Origin of the sequence: Pantoea sp. JZ29, from assembly GCF_035190385.1 — a bacterium.
GTDB lineage: Bacteria > Pseudomonadota > Gammaproteobacteria > Enterobacterales > Enterobacteriaceae > Pantoea > Pantoea stewartii.
This window is the reverse complement of record NZ_CP045244.1, coordinates 51,092-67,755: the sequence shown is the minus strand read 5'-3', so window position 1 is coordinate 67,755 and position 16,664 is coordinate 51,092. Positions and strand designations below refer to the sequence as shown.

Here is a 16,664-nt window from a genome sequence, read left to right as displayed (position 1 = left end):
GTTTTCGCTGCTGGTTTCCCCGCGTGCGCTGGCCGCATTCACCACAACGCACAGCTCCCTCACTTTTTACGGGGGCTGTGCGTTGCAGTAAGCCATAGAAATTAGAGGTCGGTTCAAAATCCGGTCAGGGTTTATCCAGAGTAATTAGCCTGAATAATCCAGATGATATAACTGCCATCAGATAAGGGCTGCATGTTGAGGATCTCACTCCCATTACCGATAAATACCTGTCCTTCGCTGGCCAGCGTCTCAAAATTATCATTTGCCGGAGCATCAGCACGAAGGGAGAAACGAACCAGTCCGGAAAAAGGTTGAGGCCGCCAAAACTGGCGCCAGTCGTTAATGGTGATAACGGCGCTGTAATTACCGGCTAGAGAACTAATGGCCAGAGGCAACGGATGTTCGGAACGTGTAACAGACTTCCAGTCAACCCTCCGTTGAAGCGAACCGAGATGGTCAATCTTGTCTATAAAGGTTTGTCCTGAGCCAGGGGAGATGACTGTCGGACCTCCTGTGCTTCCCTGTCCATAGAAAACAGGGGACGACTGCAGTTTAGAAAGTGAGATAAGCATATCGATCTGCGCTTTCAAATCAGAAGGTTTAAACTGCCATACGGACACATTTACTTTAATACATTCAATGCATCTAATCGTACCCGGTGTGGGTTCAGCGTTTTGCTTAACCGTGGTATCACTGGCGAAACTGTCAACTGGCAGCAAAAGACTGAATGACAGGAACAGACCAGCCATTAGAAGTGGTTTCATGATGGTTTCCTTGAAGCAGATTACTCGCGCTTAATGGTATTACTGAGGGCCGACGGACAGCGTGATATAAGGTCCTCCGGCATCTCTGTGTTTCCTTTGTCAGAACGATCTGACCGGGAAGCGGGAAATTCCGGATTGCATTTTCGGAGCGCCCGACGAAGGGACGCACGCAGGAACACAGAGCGTTTCATAAGCTGTTACCGACAGTTCCCGTAACAGTCAACACAGGGCGATGATCTCTTGAAAACCCATTATCGCCAACGGCGGCCTCTGACGCTTTGTCGGCTTCAGGTTTGCGCGACGGGTTGCAGCGCTGAAACCAGAATTCAACCTTTTTAGTCTGCTGACTTACCAGGCCAAAGTGCATCGCCGTCCGGAAGTTGATACTGTGGCGCAGCGCCTTTTCTACCTGTTCAGCGAGCAACGCCCTGAATTCTTCAGGTGAGGCATTCCCTTTTATCTTCCGACAAAGTGTACACACAGGAACAACCCCTTCTTCAACAAACTCTTTACCGATTGATTCTGCATGCCAGCCCTGAGCGGGAAGTGATGCCCCGCAGTAAGCGCAGCATCCCTTAAATTGCTGCCGAAGCGCTTTGCGCTTTGTTTTTGAAAGATGCATGTATCACCTCGTTAAATGCGCCCGCATCCCCGGGCACCCGCATAAATAAACGTAAAAGACTTCCCGGGCTGACCCACTCGCGAGAGTGGGCCGGCACAGACTGCTCTGTGTCACTGTGCGTTTTGTGAATTGAAACCGTCAGGGCTGCCCGTTCACGACCGCACACAAGTGCAGGGCTAATCTTCTCCAGATACAGGTTGTGCCCGGCGGAACGCGCCGGGGCCTGATGCAGTAAAACTGCACCGGTCGAACTGGATACATCGAATTTGTACGTAGGGGTATAACGGTTACGCTTCACTGTTCCGACTTTGCGCGGTGCCCGCCAGTAATGCTGTAAATTCGTTTCTCTGCAGCTTTACTGTTTTCCCGACGTAATGCAGGCCATGACGTAGCCTCCGGACATCTTCCGCGCACCGGTACAGCATGCCGGCAAGAGAGGACCCTGAGGTCGGGAATATAAAAGCGGGCACATTGTTAAAGAGCAGAAGGTAATCCAGGCAAAACGATGCCCTGCGCATGCGCGCATATATTCAGTCAAAAATGGGGGCCGGCAATAATACGTGCCGGCTGGAAGTTTTATTTAATAATGGTTTCGCTGCTGTCAGCGTGGAACCGGCGCCCTGGTGTGGCGAGGTCAGTAAAAGACTTAAGATGGTCTTCAAGGCGCACAAGCGCCTCTTTTGTATTACTGCGACCGGAACGGTCTGCGGCCTGGCACAGAATAGCGGTTACCTCTGGGGAGAGGCGCAGCAGGACTTTAATTCCCTTTTCTTTATTAACGTGTGCAGGCATCTGTGTTCTTCCGTTACTGAATGTATAGATTGTGTAAGCAATGGAAGCATTAAATAAGATTGGTCCTAAAAAGAAAACCCCCCCTAAAAAGGGGGTAGTTATTTATGTCATTGTAAAATAAGAAAAACCATTATGAAAAAATTTCTATCTAACTTAAAAAACTTCTGTTTCTCTACACTATTCTGATTTAAGGCAAATTATTTCCATATATAAAAAACGAAATACTCATCATTACCCGGAGTATCGCTACACCCCTGAGTAGTTTCATATTATCTGCCCGCAGACGTTTCTGAGCTGCCACTAAAGAGTCTTTGACGGTGTCAACTGTGACATTACGATATTCTGCTATTTCCTCAGCTGACCATGATGAAAATACAAGCATACATACATGTGCGGCCTGTATTTCAGTCAGTTCAGGAAAAAACTTGCTCAGATGTGAAAAAGCACTAAGATCCTCGGCAGCCATAGCAGCCTCCTACTCAGGTTGTTAAGGTTAGCTGGTTGTACAGGCCTCGAACCCTGTGCAATCAGCGCTAAATAATTTCGTTTAACAATTATTTAATTTTCTCTGCTCGCCCCCCCTATGGACGCTGTATATCTCTGTTTGAAATGCGCACGCTTTCATCGTCTTTAAATTGCGGCTCGGCCTGTTTCAGTTCCGGCTGCACATTCTGATTTCGCAGGCTGTCTTCCGTGGCATGAACGCTGGCCATCAGTTTAGGATCACTGACTTTAAACACACGTCCGTCGCGTTTCGTGATGTTTCTCACCACGCCGGAATACAGCACGCGGTTCACAGCTTTCTGCTCACCGGTCAGCGCAGCGCTCTCTCCGCTGCGCCAGGCTGTAAGTTCTGCAGCTAGATCATTGTTAAAACGATCAGACTTGCTGTCAGGCGCGGGGTAAATCTCAACCCTGTCACCAAAGTCGGTAACGGCTGGCCTGCCGTCACGCAGATAGCTGACTGTGCCGTCACGCAGTACTCGCGTTTCATGTTCGCTGGACCTGAATGAAGGCACGTTGTCACCCGGGCCGAAATGAATAACGGCATTCGGTTCTGGCCACGCACTTCCCTGCTTCCGGGCAGCGCGTTTCTCGCGATAGGCCCAGCCGCGCATCTGACTGAGCGCCGCCGCATCTCCTTTTATCGCTTCGCGCTCAACCCATGACTTCCAGCTAAGCGGTCTGTTCGCCCCGGTTTCGCTGAGTGCCTGACGCTCCTCACGCAGCTGCAGGCGAAGTTCAGCCATCGCCTTCATCTTTTCGAACTCAGCAACACGGTACATCAGTTTACGCATCAGCGGATCCCTGACGGTATTTCGTACGCTGGCTTTAACTGCCACGCAGTGCGCCGCAATCTGACGGAAACGTTCGCCCGCACGCAGGTCCGGCTTCTCCCATCCGCTGCGGTAAGCATCATAGCGTGCGCGGAGGATGTCACGTGCGACAGCACGGGCTTCACGTCGTTCGCGACGTGCTTCCTGATCGCGCACATGCAGCTGCGGCATGTAGCAGGTTTGCATATGAAGAATACCGTCCTCGGGACGTTCTGGATTACTGACTGGCGGCGCAGGCTGAAATTCTCCGTGCTTTCTTACCATCGCCGTAAGGCTGATATCAGGGTGCACATCGGATGCCTTCACGCTGACGCTTTCGGGATGAAGCAGATCATAAACCGCCAGCCCGCCGTTCTGCTCCCGCACACCCAGCCCCCTGGAATAAAGAATATTATGCAGGCGGTCCCAGCTCAGTTTGTCCTGCGCAATTGCGTCAGACAAAGGCTGACGGGTTTCGCGTACGGCATAGCCATGCAGGCTTTCTTTGTCTGAAAAGATTTCGCGTTTTGCAGCACCACGCGGAGCTGAAGGCATCTCGCGACGGGTACGGTGAAGCTCACCAGCCTCATCCATATGCCAGCTGCCGTTATCCACTTTGAAACCAAACTCACGCTCAAGCACGCGGCAGCACTTTTGCAGCGTGTCAGCATCGTTCCACATATTCTGCGCAGTAAACGTGTTGGGGTGTACGCGGTTTGCTGAGACATGGCAGTGCAGGTTATCAGTGTCGCGATGAATAGCAGCAACATACTGATGCTCCTCCATGCCAAGCTGTTTAAGGCAATAGCGGACAGAACTGAACACGGCGTCAGGCGATGGGTCTTCATCGTCCTGCCAGGAAAGAATAAAGTGATAGACCGCGTCTTTGCAGTGACGGTTCTGTGATGCTGTCAGATTCATCTCTGACGCGGCAGTGTCTAGCGAGAAGCAGTTTGTTTCACACAGCACTTCACCAGAGAGTACGCGCTGAGTGCCCTCGGGTGAAATGCTGATGATCTGTGGAGCCGCAGCAACACTTTTGCGACCGACGTAGTCGACCAGCTGACCGAAACCCGGAGTGGAAACGTACTCAGTGCTGGCGTCATGAACCACTTCACGTGTTGCGGCTTCCGTTGGTTTTTTTTCCTCACGCGTGCTCACGTAGTCAACCAGCTTCTTAAAGCTGGTCTTCTTGTCGCGGCGCTTCGGCGGGATGATAACGTTCATCAGTCTTTCATTTCCTCGACAGGGACAGGCGTCATATCCAGCGCGTTAATGGCATCCCTGATACTGGTCAGCACTTCAGAAAACTGAAGGCTCAGTTCGGTCGTCATGTTCGTTTGCATCTGGGTGTAAAGATGCTTCTGCAGACCGCCGAGGCGTAGCAGTTCGTTCATCATACGAATGTCGGTTCGAACGGTAATGCGGCGGTTGAGCGCGGATCGGCGCAGATATTCAGATGTCGTCAGCCCTGCTGCAATGGCCTTCTTGTTGATGGCCTCGTATTCAGCATCTGTGCAACGACATTTAACCAGCTTTTCCCTCTGACGCTTTTCACTTTTCGACATAACTCAACCTTGGCACTTAACCCGGGTCTCGGGGCAGAGCCCTGAGCAGGTCGTTTTGGGAATCACTGCCAGCGTGCTGGCGGTGGTCACAAAACATTTCCTGTCCCGTCTTTGAATTTCATTACTGTATTTTGGCACTTTAATCGCCAGAAGTAAATTGGCGTCATGGGAGGTGGGAGCTGGAAATTTCCGTCATTACGGGGCAGAATCACCTTTTTTGAGGTTTCCACTGGAGGGTGTTATGGCTACACAGCAGTTTTTTACACAAGAGCAGATTGATGAGGCAAAATCCAGGCTGGAAAATCTGCCAGATTTGTCACCAAAACGTATTACCAGAAATGAAGTGTTGGAAAGTCTCCGTGGCACCATTCTGATGCTGGCGAAAGAAAAAGGCTACAACGCAAAAGACATCAAGTCGGCACTGGATGAAATGCAGTTTGGTTTCAGTGAAAGGGCAATTTCTGATGTTCTGAAAGACAACGGCAAAGGAAAAAAACAGACGCGTGAAAGAAAGGTAAAAAACACGGGGACGGGTGCGGGTAATGATGGCGTGACGCAATAACGAAGTGATAATTTTCGAAAAAATACGGGGGTTTTTAAGCCCCCGTTTCACAAATCAGGATTTAAGCTCTTTCATTTTTTCGGCAAGAGACCAAAGAAAACGGTTGTTTTTGATGTCGCCGTCAATGCCGTTTATCGCACGGGTTTTTGTCACTGTTCCGTTCGCCGTCCGGCCACGTAATCCACCACGTATAATGTTTTCCTGTGTGCGCTGATAAACAGTCCAGAGGTCATTCGGATTGTCTGCCTTGCGGCGGGCCTGCAAAACTGAATCAGCAGTGACGGGAATATGCTGGCCATCATACCGAAACGCCAGCGCCGTTTCGGCAAAGGCTACCTGTTCACGATGATCAAGCGGGATAAGCTTCATTTCGTCGCGTGAATGTTCAATCGCCTCGAACCGGTTAAGAATGTCATAAGCCCCCTCAACCACCTGACTGATAATGTCACCTTTATGCGGCACACGGATTTCGCCATACACTTCTCCGCACACCATGCCGTTGGAACAGATGCTGCGAAACTGTCCGGGGATCATCTGGTAGCTGCTGCTGCCGTCATGGCTGTTCAGCAAAATAATTTCCGAGACTTCTGAGGCAAGAATCTGATCACGACGACGCAGGCGCAGCAGATGTTTAGCATGACCGACACGTCCCTGATCGCGTACGCGCTGCTGGCATGCATAGAACGGCTCGAAACCTTCTTTACGCAGGCGTGTCAGAATTTGGCTTGTAGGAATCCAGGTGTAGCGGTCACTGCGGGAGTCATGTTTGTCTTCAGAAAACACGCTGGGAACAAACTGACGCAGCTCATCATCAGTCAGTGGGCGGTCGCGGCGAATGCTGTTTGCAGCACGAAAACCATTAAATAAACGGGCCATAATCATCACACTCCGGATTTGAGATTATCGTGTAATGCCGCCCCGTTTAGGGACGGCAGGCACTCAGTCAGGCAACAGCCCGGTGGATCTCCAGCGAACGGAGAAACTGCCCCCATTCACTGCTGCTCATGGCAGGTACACGGACGGCTCTGCGTTTACGGACGCAGTGCGCCACGTGACGGACACGGGCACGTATTTCATCCGGAATCTCACGCACATCCGGATCGGTGTGACGATGGCGCGTGTGAGATGATTTCCCGCCGGGCTTTACATATCCGGCGGAGGGTGTGATGATGCTGCGGTCAGCAGTTTTCATGATTCACTCCTTATTGCTGTTGACGTTCCGGACGGTCATTTGGTCGTGGCGTCCGGGGTGAACGGGCGGAATTTCCGCCCTTTTTCTTTGCTACCAGTCAGACCTGACGACGGATAACGGTGTAACCGATATCAAATTCGTAGACGGCAACCGGCCAGCCTTCGCGCATATAAACCTTCCGTGCGTCCGGTTCTTCTGTCGGCTCATCAAACGCCTCCAGCCCGTTAAAATCGTTACTCGCAAGACCAGACGGTCCCAGAAATTCGCCGTGCGTCCATACGTAATCGCACAGGTCCATAAAGGCATCGACGGGCAAATCCTGCGTGTCCGGGATGCAGGGGGCTGATACGTTTTTCATCATGAAGTCCTCATGCTGTGAGATCCGGTTTTTACAGCGCGCTGCGGTATGTCCGGAGGGCTGCGGGTGCCGAAAAAGACTTCCTCTGACGCGGATTTTTTCTTTTCCGGTCTGGCCTTTCGCGGCGAAGGGCAGAGTTGCGACGACGAAGAGAGGGCATAAAGGGGCGACGACAAAAAGTTTTTGCCGCCCCTGGCGAAAAGTTTTTGGCGGCGTACATTTCACCCCTTTCTGCACGAACCGGCGGTGCTACGACCAGCCCTCCGCGCAAGGCACGGCCGGAACAGCGGGAAAGGCGTCAGGAGGAGAATTTGCAGCCCGCCTCGCGGGCTGGCCACAGAGCCACGGCGGCCCTTTGCCGGGGCGGTGAAAGCGACGGCGCCAGCCGTCAGCAGCCGTTGACGTTGACCTTCGCCATCAGACTCTACACGAACCCGCCTGCGGGTTCGGCGGAGCTTGGCGGCTCTGCCGCCTTAGCGGAGTGAGGCTGACGACTGCCCGCCAGGGCAGGAGCCGAAGGGGGCCATGGCCCTGCCCGTGAAGTGGCTTTTAAAAAAGGAACAGAAAACAGAAGTCAGAAGGAACACGGATACCAGGAAACGGATTACTTTGATGTGCACAAAAACGGATAAGGCCGGTGCGGCAGCACCGGCGCTGTCCGGCCCTTGCGTTTTTTGTTGCGGAGCTGCGCCGCGCAGAATGCAGAAAGTGAAACCGCGCCTTTCAGCGCGGGTCGATTAAATCCACGACCAACGACACGATCTCGTCCATGATGTGGGGAGCCACCTTTGTGCTGTAAGTGGCCTTACGGGCAGCCAGGTCGAGCGAACGTAACTGATAGCAAAGTGCAACACCCGTCACCTTACCCGATTCGGTGCTGTCTCCGTCTAACCAGACCGTCACGGACTGCGCGCGCGCGGCCCCGCCGCCACTCGTTATCGGTATACATACCGCCGTTCCCAGCGCCGCAACAAGCTCCCTGGGAGAAATCACAAGGTAATAGTGCGGCCCTTTAAACTCCTTTCCCTCAACCGGATCGCCGTTAACGTGCCAGATTTCACCTTTCTGCGGGATTCTGCGCGATACCATCAGATAAACTCCCTTCCCTGTGGTCTCTCATTCGCGCCGTCGCTGATTTCGTCGTTAAGCTGGCGGATTACATCCTGGTCAATCCCTGCCAGTAGCTGCGCCACCGTCTTACGGCCACGGGCAACGCGACCTGACGGACGAATACTCACGGCATCCCCGTCTGCGGTAACATCCAGCAGTGTGCCAACGCTCCAGCCTGCTCTGGCTGCAATGTCGCTTGGAATGGTCAGCACAACCGCCCCGCCCTGCTGCCTCAGTTTTGTTACTGTCATACGCCCTCCGGTGTGTGTAACTTTGTCACACTCATAATAGCACGGTGTGAAACAAAGTCACACTTTATCGGCGATTAAATCTCCTGTTTTTCGTTCAGATATAACGCGTAAGTATTCAGATGATGCACACATTTCCCTTTTAGAAATCAGACTGAAGCATCGTTTTGAGTTCCTTTTTTGCCGACTGGCAGAGATAATCACCGAGGCCATCAGGCTGTGTTCGCACCAGTCTGAGCGCCTCTGCCCACGCCTGGACGGAAGAAAGTGGCAGCCTGGGCCGGGACAGTGTCCAGTCCGTCACGGTTCCGGTGATCTCACTGGCTAAGTGCAACAGCGTACCCAGCATCAGTTCCTCACGATTTTCCTCATCCGGCTGGCTCACAAGTTCTCGCAGGAAACTGAGACATGCCTTAATTTCTTTGAATCTTTGTTCTGTGTAGCTCAGTGATGTGTTCATGATCGCCTCTCTCCGAAAGCAGTATTAACGCTGTGCCTGTCACGCGGTTACATGGCCCGCGCAGGCTGGTGCGCTACGCGTCCTGTTCATCCTGCCAGTGACGGCTGGCCGTCAGCAGCATTTCGCAGAGCGGCATGCCGGTTTCACTGCACAAATGCATCAGGTCAGTGAGGAAACCGACAATAACGGTTTCGGCGGGTTCGCCGTCGGTATTCAGTCCGGTATAGCGGGCGAACGCAGTCAGAGCAGCAGCGGCAGCGCCTGCACGGCTGGCATTGTCAGCATCAAACGGCAGGTGATCCGTCACCTGTTCCGCCAGGCAGGATAAATCGGCAACGTTCAGGGTTTCAGCCGCTCTCAGGGTGTGGCATTCAGGTAATGAAAGAGTATGCATGTGACGTACCTCATTCGTGTCAGAACGGGCCGGACGTGTCCGGCCCCGTTTTATCAGATAATGACTTTGCGGTTATAAGTGGCTTTCCAGTCGGTGTATTCTTTGCAGTCACGCAGCGGATCAAGCGCCGTCAGGTTTTCAGCCAGGCCATTCATGACAAGAACCCGCTCAACCGCCGAAAACCAGGTTTCATTCTCACCGACAGGAAACCACAGGTTGCTGTTAACGCCGCTCAGCAGGGGATGCAAGCAGAAATGGATGCCCCTGCCGCCCAGCTTTGTCATACAGCCGGTGACGGTCACTGACGCTCTGACGTTTTCTGTCATGGCATTGCGGGCAAGCGCCTCCGCAACGTCATTCCAGCACCATTCCTCATCCCCCTGGACGGGCAGTGGAAGTTCAAACATCCGGAGCGGCATGCCTCCGGCGCGGGCAGACTGGCGGGCAGTATCGACAACGGAGGGTTCGTTACTGCCTGCATCGGCACAGGTCACAAAATGCCCGTGGTGATAAAATGCCTCATCGCCGTTATCGAGCTGGATAAAGCAGTACGCCCCCATAACCCGTGCAATATCGGCCTGCGACACCGGCGAACGTAACGCGGAAGCGGTAAGGACGGGCAGCAGTTTTACGCTGTGCTGGTTCTCTGACATGGTGTGATCTCCTGAATAATGATTCGGGTCGGGCCTGGCTGAATAACCGCTCAGCCAGGCCTGTTTTTCAGCGTCTGACGCCGTATTCCCTGATGTAGGTCGTCAGGCCGAATCCGGCCTCAGCTTCAAAATTCCACGCCCGCCAGATAAGCCCGCCCTGCGCATCGCGTATAACCAACTGAAAGTGCGTACCCGCGTCGTTCTCGATGAAAACGTTACGGTATGCGCTCACCAGAGCGCTGGCGGTCTGACGGCCAAACGGGCCGGATGGCAGCCCCACAGATGGTTTCTGATCGGCTTTGCCGCTGTAAGGGGGAACGGTGGTATTCACGGGCTTTACTCCTTTTATTTGCCTGAAAATTCCGGCACCCGAAGCGCTGGCAGAGCAGCCGACCGGATGCGGGCCGAAAAAAGGCTTCCTCTGACGCGGCTTTTTTCTTTTCCGGTCTGGCCTTTCGCGGCGAAGGGCAGAGTTGCGACGACGAAGAGAGGGCATAAAGGGGCGACGACAAAAAGTTTTTGCCGCCCCTGGCGAAAAGTTTTTGGCGGCGTACATTTCACCCCTTTCTGCCCGAACCGGCGGTGCTACGACAGGCCCTCCGCGCAAGGCACGGCCGGAACAGCGGGAAAGGCGTCAGGAGGGGAATTTGCAGCCCGCTGCGCGGGCTGGCCACAGAGCCACGGCGGCCCTTTGCCGGGGCGGTGAAAGCGACGGCGCCAGCCGTCAGCAGCCGTTGACGTTGACCTTCGCCATCAGACTCTACACGAACCCGCCTGCGGGTTCGGCGGAGCTTGGCGGCTGCGCCGCCTTAGCGAAGTGAGGCTGACGACTGCCCGCCAGGGCAGGAGCCGAAGGGGGCCATGGCCCTGCCCGTGAAGTGGCTTTTAAATCAGTTAAAGAGAAGTAAACGCAGGAGGCGGAAGACAGGCAAAACAGAAATCCTTCAGAAAACTGACGACATGAGCAGCTGAACGGATAAGGCCGGTGCGTCAGCACCGGCTTATGCCGGCCCGCAGGGCAGCATTTTTTGCGGGGCCTCGTCGCCGCTTGCAGATAATAAACGCGCGCTGAAAAAAGGCAGGGTCTCCCCTGCCTGCTTTCAATGATGGGCACTCACTCCGGTTTGTATGCCACCAGGCGCACCACAGATACCCCCGTACCGGCAAACATGCCCTCATGTACATGAGACCAGTTGCAGTCCCAGCCAGGCAGCAGATCGTTGCGGTTACTGCCTGCGGGTAGTATGGCCCCCAGACGGCCGCCATCTTTGACCAGTTCAGCCGCTGCACTGAGATGCAGTTTAAAACGTCCTTCGCTGTAAGGTGGATTCATGACCACCACGTCAAAACGTTCGTGTGTTTCTGCGGCCCACTTCAGAAAATCGGCGTTGATCACCTTATGCCCTTTGGCCTCCAGTACGCGGCAGCGGAGCGGGGAGACTTCCACGCAGGTTGTCTGCTCTTTAGACAGGCGCTCAGCAAGTCCCCCCATTCCCGCGCTCGGCTCAAGGCAGCTTTCACCGCTGTTGATGGCAAGCTCATCGATCAGCAGTTCGGCCAGAATCTCAGGCGTCGGGTAAAACTGGTGCGACTGAATATCAGGCACAGATCCGCGCAGTAAAATATCCTGAATCGCCGTGGTCGGGTCGTATTCAAATTCAAACCATGAAAACGCATTTCTGCACATTTTCACGCCCCCCAGGCTGATGAGCACCTGCTCAGCCTGCGCACGTACGCAGAAATCATAGTCGGTCAGGTGTTTAAAGCGGCGGTTAAAGGGGTTTGTCGTCACCGGCTCGCGAAGCTCATCAAAACGGCCGCGCCTTACTGGTTCGTGGGGTTCGGTTTCAAGCTCTGACAGCATTCCCAGTACGGCGAACGGCAGCAAATCCGAGTGAAGCTCAAACGTCTTGTTTTTGCCGCGTGGCTTCTGGCGGTGCTCTGCCGGAATGGCCGCCGGATACAGAAACGCCAGAATGTCATTGAGACGCCAGGCCATTTCAGGATGGATTTCAAGATGCACAGTACCTTTCAGGAAGGCTTTAAGACGCAGTGAACCGCCGTCAACGGACAGCCATTCGCCGGAACGTGCATAAGCAATTTTCAGAATGTCGTTAGAGGTACGAAAGCCCGTGGCATCGCGGCCCATGAATTTAGCAATAACCTTACGCAGGTCGTCAATAAAGCCGCTGCGCTCATAATTACAGTATCCCCACTCGTCAAAAACGCGGTTAATAATCATGCGCTTTCCGAACCCTTCAGGGCGGTTGGTGACGTGTTCACCGGACAGGCTGCGAAAAATGCCGTCAACGCGCTCTGAGAAAAATTTATCACGGGAAAAAAGAAGCTCCGAAAGCGTGGCCCGCACCGTCGTTTCCTCAAAATCCGGCGTCCGCATCTCACGGATCTGCTCATTCCACTCGTTGCGGCGGTTGTTCGGCATGTACTCATAAACGTCTGTCATATCGAGCGCGCTCTGCCAGAATTCAGCATTGAGCGACGCCAGCGCCCCCGGCAGGCTGAACAACTGGCGCACCGGCGGGACGTGATACCCCCGGCTACTGTGGAGATTGCCGTGCAGAAAATGCGCCACCGCGTGATCGTTATCGCTGTTAAAAAGCGCGTCTGAAATGGCCGTAATTTTGCCGCGCATCAGTTTGTATTTCCCCAGCAGGCCATCTACAAGATCAGACTCTGCCGGAGCGAAAAAGTCGTCACCCAGGACTGAGCCAGCGGACTGGAGCGCGTTGTGTGTGCCTGATACGGCGGCGGTGTTCTGTGACATAATTTTCTCCTGAGCAGATAAAGGGATTTGCAGCCATCCTGACGGGGGCGTAACAGCAGACCGACCGGACGCAGGCCGAAAAAAGGCTTCCTCTGACGCGGCTTTTTTCTTTTCCGGTCTGGCCTTTCGCGGCGAAGGGCAGAGTTGCGACGACGAAGAGAGGGCATAAAGGGGCGACGACAAAAAGTTTTTGCGGCATCTCGCGAAAAGTTTTTGGCGGCGTACATTTCACCCCTTTCTGCACGAACCGGCGGTGCTACGACAAGCCCTCCGCGCAAGGCATGACCGAAACAGCGGGAAAGACGTCAGAAGGGGAATTTGCAGCCCGCAACCGCGGGCTGGCCACAGAGCCACGGCGGCTTTTTGCCGGGGCGGTTAAAGCACCGGCGACAGCCGGTTGCAGCCGTTGCGTCAGGATGGAAACCCGCTGGACCGGAACCGGAACGGGGCCGGTCCCGGGCAGAGACGGCGTGCCGGCTCTGTGCGAAGCATGACAGCCGCCCGGACGCCCGGGGTAAAGGACCTTTTGCTTTTAAACTGCGGCAGACTGAAAAAGGTGTTGTTAAACGCCCTCCCTTGGTGAATATTAATGCTAATAAAAAGCATATAAATGCAATAAAGAGAGATCCGGCATGTCAGTCACCCGTCCCGTTGCTGCTCAGTTTGAGGCGTACAATGCGCATGATATCGACGCTTTCATGGCCTGCTTTGCTGATGATTTTAAGGGCTACCGTATGCCTGCTGAAACGTCCTCAACACAGGGAAAACCGGCGCTGCGTGATTTCTACATCAACAACCGTTTCAACAACACCGCACTCAGAGCGGAACTGATTTCCAGAACGGTGCTGGGGAATAAAGTGTTCGATCATGAATTTATTCACGGCCTGTCACCCTCTCCGCTTGAAAGCATTGCCGTTTTTGAAATCAACGATGGCCTCATCTCAACGGCCTGGTTCTATTTTCCCTGAGCCCCTGCACGCTGCCGGAATCAGCAGTACGGCGGGAAGCGCGCCGCCAGGCGCGTCTTCTGCCGTTCTGCCGCCGCAGGCGCGGGGTTTTCGCCCGGGCCGGAAAGGGCGGCGGGCCTCCCTGCCCTGCTCACCGCTGTTACTGATTTATGGCGTGGTAAGCCCGCCTGAGCGCTTCTTCAATGGCGCTGGGATCGTCATCGCCCCCCGTATTCAGTAAGCGCTCAACGGCCTCGGCCAGAACAGCCAGATCGGACGCGGCGACAGTCACCGGCCGGTTACGCCGTGCAGCGGCGTGCCGGACGTCACTGGCGATAAACCGGATGGTTTCAGCGCCTACGCCGGCTTCGTGCTGCGCATCCCTGTCCCATGTCGAAAGGTCACACACGATTTCGGCGGCGGTTTCCTCCGTGATGTGCTCCTCGATGAGTACCTTCATCACGTCTTCTTTACGCCAGATAATCAGCGTGATTTTTTCCTCTCCCTGAAACTCGGTTTTGAGGCGGTGGCACAACTGGCTTACGGTTCCGTACATTTTCTGGCTCCTTATCGGGGCGGCTGCGCCGCCCCCGCGCGGTCACTGGGTTGTCATTCGTCTGTCTGCGCTCTCAGCGCGGCGCTGACACGTAAAAGCGCCTGTGTTTCCTGCGGATACATCCGCGCGGCCGCCCCCTCGCCGCTCTGTGCGTCCTCAAGGCGCATAAAATCCCACGCCACCCTGAGCGCAATTTCGAGTGCGGCGGCGGGCACCGTCGCTTCGCGGGCCTGTCTCTCGTCCTCGCGAATGCTGTCCAGTAACGCCTGGAGCGTTTCCAGGCTCACGCCGTATTCGTGCTGGGAATCGAGTCCGTCGATTTGCTGCAAAATCTCGTCGGCGGTTTCGTCGGTGATCTGTGCGCTGTCCAGCACGTCCCGCACGTCCTCTTTCGTCCAGATAATCAGTGTCATGAGTTCGTCGGATTTGTAGCGCAGGCGCAGTTGCTCACAGATTTCGTTAACGGTTCCGTACATGGTGTTTTCCTCCGTGGGGCGGCCCCGCCGCCCCGTTGGTTATCAGTTCAGGGCGCAGAAAATGGCGGCGGCTTCGGGATGGGTTTTCACAAACTCCATCAGCTGGCGGTGGCGCTGGCAGAAGTGCGCACACAGTTCCTCGTCGTCGTGACGGTCGTAGAGCCAGCTACGGTGGTTGAGTACCAGCGCCGTGATGATGATCCCCGCTGCGTCGGCGCTGATTTCCAGTTCCGTCCAGTGGTAAGGGTTTGAATACATGTAGCGTTCTTCCCCTTCAGGCTTCATGTAACCCCCGCCGCCTGCCAGTTGTACGAAGTCCCACACCGTGCCGTCATAGTTGGCCAGATAGCGGCTGGCATAGAGGTAAACGTTGTTTTCAGCCTGCGCGTAGTCGTGGCCAAACAGGGAAGGCAGAAAACGCAGGTTGACAAAATCTGCCAGGACTGACGCTGGCGGGTAAACATGGGGTTGTGTGTTCATCAGACATCTCCGCAGTCAAAGGGGATTACCGTTCCGGCCTGTGCCGTGCCTGAATGACAGCCCGACGAAAAGCGGAGTGATCAGGAGCGACGACGAGGCCGCAGCGCAAGCGAGCGGAGACGTGATTACGCACGGCGCTGACGCGAAAACTGAGCGGAAGCGCGACGGAAGTAAGCGCGGCGGAGGGAGTGCGAACGGGCGAGGAGTCGAGCGGAGCGATCTCTTGATCACGCAGCGGTCGGGCTAAAGTGAAGGCACGGCACCGGCCGCAGACCGCACGGACCGGGTTTTCTGCCCTGTCCCGCCGCCAGGCGGCATAAAGCGGCGCGCAGCAACATCCTCATTCCCTGTTGTCCACAGCCCGGGTGCATATCCGGTCCGTAACCCTGTGGATAAAAGCGCAGCGGCGGCAGTATCCGCGACATAAAAAAGAGCGGTCATAAAATGACCACTCCGGTATATCAGTTCAGGTGCTTGCGCATCAGGGCGGCCCGTCGGTAAAGCTCCAGGAGCTGCAAATCCATGTCCTCAATCAGGACGCCCGCCATTTTCTGCGCCGGCGAGGCGCCGCGGTAAAGGTTTCGCTTTACCATGTCCCGCAGCCGCAAATGAAATTCGTAAAGCGATTCCTCCAGGTCGTTCACGTCGTCGGTGAGCTGAGTCAGTTCCGTATTGATTGTCTGGTCTGTCATGGTGCTGTCCTTCTGGTCGGGTTAAGGGAAAAAATCAGGCGGCCCGGGCGGCGCGCAGTTCGCCGAGACGACGCAGGCCGGCGGTGTGGTACTGCTCCAGCAGTTCGATACCAATCCAGCGGCGCCCGCTCTGATCCGCGGCGACGCAGGTCGAGCCTGAGCCGGCAAAGGGGTCCAGGACCAGATCGCCGGGCTTCGTGAAGGTTTCGATGAGCGGCCGCAGCACACTTACCGGCTTTTCGGTCGGGTGGTGGCGGTTGCCCGTGTACTGCCAGGGCATCACGTCGGGCAGCGGGTTTGCCGGCAGCGGCGGGCGCCCTTTGGCCAGCAGATAGGCGCTCTCGTGCTGATACCCGACAAAGGCCGATTTCGAGGCGTAGGTTTTGGTGAAAACGAGGTGCCCGACGACGCGGAAGCCCGCCGCCTTCCAGGCCTGCATAAAGATGTCCACGCGGTTCCAGCCGTAAAAACTCACCGCCAGGCTGTTGTTTTTGAGTACGCGGTACATCTGCTGGCTCGCTGGCAGCACCCACTCGTCGTTAACGTCGTTGGCGATCGAACGGCCGGACCGGTCCTTGAAGCCGACGAGGTACGGCGGATCGGTGAGAATGAAATCGATGCTGTTATCCGGAAAACCGGACATGATCTGTACGCTGTCGCCACGCATGAATCGGGACATAGTTATGCTC

The 16,664-nt window shown here is 55.1% G+C and carries 25 protein-coding genes; 4 read left to right on the top strand and 21 right to left on the bottom strand.

Going from position 1 to position 16,664, the window contains the following annotated elements:
- Positions 1–131: 131 nt before the first annotated feature.
- The 6 genes from GC090_RS23155 to mobA form a co-directional block, all read right to left on the bottom strand.
- Complete coding sequence (locus tag GC090_RS23155; protein WP_324022278.1) at positions 132–764, bottom strand: hypothetical protein; 633 nt, start codon at positions 762–764, stop codon at positions 132–134.
- 187 nt (positions 765–951) lie between these two features.
- On the bottom strand, positions 952–1,386 hold the full coding sequence (locus tag GC090_RS23150; RefSeq protein WP_324022276.1) for an HNH endonuclease: 435 nt from the start codon (positions 1,384–1,386) through the stop codon (positions 952–954).
- Positions 1,387–1,962: 576 nt separating this feature from the next.
- Positions 1,963–2,178 (bottom strand): TraY domain-containing protein, encoded by a 216-nt coding sequence (locus GC090_RS23145; protein WP_324022275.1) that lies wholly within the window; start codon positions 2,176–2,178, stop codon positions 1,963–1,965.
- 187 nt (positions 2,179–2,365) lie between these two features.
- Positions 2,366–2,644: a TraJ protein gene (locus tag GC090_RS23140; RefSeq protein ID WP_324022273.1), complete on the bottom strand. Its 279-nt coding sequence runs from the start codon at positions 2,642–2,644 to the stop codon at positions 2,366–2,368.
- Between the two features lie 115 nt (positions 2,645–2,759).
- Positions 2,760–4,721, bottom strand: a complete 1,962-nt coding sequence (gene traI, locus GC090_RS23135) for a TraI/MobA(P) family conjugative relaxase (RefSeq protein WP_324022271.1) — start codon at positions 4,719–4,721, stop codon at positions 2,760–2,762.
- A complete protein-coding gene (gene mobA, locus GC090_RS23130; protein WP_324022269.1) occupies positions 4,721–5,062 on the bottom strand; it encodes a plasmid mobilization protein MobA in 342 nt (113 codons plus the stop codon). The genes traI and mobA overlap by 1 nt, the downstream gene beginning before the upstream one ends.
- Positions 5,063–5,219: 157 nt before the next feature.
- Here mobA and GC090_RS23125 point away from each other — a divergent pair, with 157 nt between their 5' ends.
- On the top strand, positions 5,220–5,624 hold the full coding sequence (locus tag GC090_RS23125) for a mobilization protein MobC (RefSeq protein WP_324022267.1): 405 nt from the start codon (positions 5,220–5,222) through the stop codon (positions 5,622–5,624).
- Between the two features lie 54 nt (positions 5,625–5,678).
- Here the strand turns inward: GC090_RS23125 and GC090_RS23120 are convergent, their stop codons facing one another.
- The 3 genes from GC090_RS23120 to GC090_RS23110 form a co-directional block, all read right to left on the bottom strand.
- The gene (locus GC090_RS23120) at positions 5,679–6,500 is read right to left on the bottom strand and encodes a DUF932 domain-containing protein (protein ID WP_324022380.1); all 822 of its coding nucleotides are present in this window, start codon (positions 6,498–6,500) and stop codon (positions 5,679–5,681) included.
- A gap of 67 nt (positions 6,501–6,567) precedes the next feature.
- Entirely contained in the window at positions 6,568–6,816 is a 249-nt protein-coding gene (locus tag GC090_RS23115) for a hypothetical protein (protein WP_256853699.1), read from the bottom strand.
- Between the two features lie 97 nt (positions 6,817–6,913).
- Positions 6,914–7,177, bottom strand: a complete 264-nt coding sequence (locus tag GC090_RS23110) for a hypothetical protein (RefSeq protein ID WP_324022265.1) — start codon at positions 7,175–7,177, stop codon at positions 6,914–6,916.
- Between the two features lie 308 nt (positions 7,178–7,485).
- On the opposite strand from GC090_RS23110, the gene GC090_RS23105 reads away from it, so the two are divergent.
- Positions 7,486–7,659: a hypothetical protein gene (locus tag GC090_RS23105; RefSeq protein WP_210446512.1), complete on the top strand. Its 174-nt coding sequence runs from the start codon at positions 7,486–7,488 to the stop codon at positions 7,657–7,659.
- Between the two features lie 238 nt (positions 7,660–7,897).
- Here the strand turns inward: GC090_RS23105 and GC090_RS23100 are convergent, their stop codons facing one another.
- The 6 genes from GC090_RS23100 to GC090_RS23075 all read right to left on the bottom strand — a co-directional run bounded on the left by GC090_RS23100 (position 7,898) and on the right by GC090_RS23075 (position 10,370).
- Complete coding sequence (locus GC090_RS23100) at positions 7,898–8,263, bottom strand: type II toxin-antitoxin system PemK/MazF family toxin (protein ID WP_272844156.1); 366 nt, start codon at positions 8,261–8,263, stop codon at positions 7,898–7,900.
- The gene (locus GC090_RS23095) at positions 8,263–8,535 is read right to left on the bottom strand and encodes an AbrB/MazE/SpoVT family DNA-binding domain-containing protein (protein WP_210446510.1); all 273 of its coding nucleotides are present in this window, start codon (positions 8,533–8,535) and stop codon (positions 8,263–8,265) included. Before GC090_RS23095 ends, GC090_RS23100 begins: the two co-directional genes overlap by 1 nt.
- A 139-nt stretch (positions 8,536–8,674) precedes the next feature.
- Entirely contained in the window at positions 8,675–8,992 is a 318-nt protein-coding gene (locus GC090_RS23090; protein WP_324022263.1) for a hypothetical protein, read from the bottom strand.
- A gap of 73 nt (positions 8,993–9,065) precedes the next feature.
- Positions 9,066–9,386 (bottom strand): hypothetical protein, encoded by a 321-nt coding sequence (locus tag GC090_RS23085; protein ID WP_324022261.1) that lies wholly within the window; start codon positions 9,384–9,386, stop codon positions 9,066–9,068.
- 53 nt (positions 9,387–9,439) lie between these two features.
- Positions 9,440–10,039 carry a hypothetical protein gene (locus GC090_RS23080; RefSeq protein ID WP_324022260.1) on the bottom strand — a complete coding sequence of 200 codons (600 nt, stop codon included), beginning with the start codon at positions 10,037–10,039 and terminating at the stop codon, positions 9,440–9,442.
- 67 nt (positions 10,040–10,106) lie between these two features.
- The gene (locus tag GC090_RS23075; protein ID WP_324022258.1) at positions 10,107–10,370 is read right to left on the bottom strand and encodes a DUF905 family protein; all 264 of its coding nucleotides are present in this window, start codon (positions 10,368–10,370) and stop codon (positions 10,107–10,109) included.
- A gap of 316 nt (positions 10,371–10,686) precedes the next feature.
- On the opposite strand from GC090_RS23075, the gene GC090_RS23070 reads away from it, so the two are divergent.
- A complete protein-coding gene (locus GC090_RS23070) occupies positions 10,687–10,860 on the top strand; it encodes a hypothetical protein (protein WP_324022256.1) in 174 nt (57 codons plus the stop codon).
- 293 nt (positions 10,861–11,153) lie between these two features.
- Here the strand turns inward: GC090_RS23070 and GC090_RS23065 are convergent, their stop codons facing one another.
- The gene (locus GC090_RS23065) at positions 11,154–12,824 is read right to left on the bottom strand and encodes a DUF4942 domain-containing protein (protein WP_324022254.1); all 1,671 of its coding nucleotides are present in this window, start codon (positions 12,822–12,824) and stop codon (positions 11,154–11,156) included.
- A gap of 632 nt (positions 12,825–13,456) precedes the next feature.
- On the opposite strand from GC090_RS23065, the gene GC090_RS23060 reads away from it, so the two are divergent.
- Positions 13,457–13,792, top strand: a complete 336-nt coding sequence (locus GC090_RS23060; protein ID WP_324022252.1) for a nuclear transport factor 2 family protein — start codon at positions 13,457–13,459, stop codon at positions 13,790–13,792.
- Between the two features lie 139 nt (positions 13,793–13,931).
- Here GC090_RS23060 and GC090_RS23055 read toward each other — a convergent pair whose 3' ends face one another.
- From GC090_RS23055 to GC090_RS23035, 5 genes are all read right to left on the bottom strand, one after another.
- Positions 13,932–14,327 carry a DUF1380 family protein gene (locus GC090_RS23055; RefSeq protein ID WP_110003547.1) on the bottom strand — a complete coding sequence of 132 codons (396 nt, stop codon included), beginning with the start codon at positions 14,325–14,327 and terminating at the stop codon, positions 13,932–13,934.
- 53 nt (positions 14,328–14,380) lie between these two features.
- A complete protein-coding gene (locus GC090_RS23050) occupies positions 14,381–14,803 on the bottom strand; it encodes a DUF1380 family protein (protein ID WP_324022250.1) in 423 nt (140 codons plus the stop codon).
- A 42-nt stretch (positions 14,804–14,845) separates the two neighbouring features.
- A complete protein-coding gene (locus GC090_RS23045; protein WP_324022248.1) occupies positions 14,846–15,283 on the bottom strand; it encodes an antirestriction protein in 438 nt (145 codons plus the stop codon).
- A 461-nt stretch (positions 15,284–15,744) separates the two neighbouring features.
- The gene (locus GC090_RS23040) at positions 15,745–15,975 is read right to left on the bottom strand and encodes a YubE family protein (RefSeq protein ID WP_324022246.1); all 231 of its coding nucleotides are present in this window, start codon (positions 15,973–15,975) and stop codon (positions 15,745–15,747) included.
- A gap of 34 nt (positions 15,976–16,009) precedes the next feature.
- A complete protein-coding gene (locus GC090_RS23035) occupies positions 16,010–16,654 on the bottom strand; it encodes a DNA methyltransferase (RefSeq protein ID WP_324022244.1) in 645 nt (214 codons plus the stop codon).
- Positions 16,655–16,664: the final 10 nt, after the last annotated feature.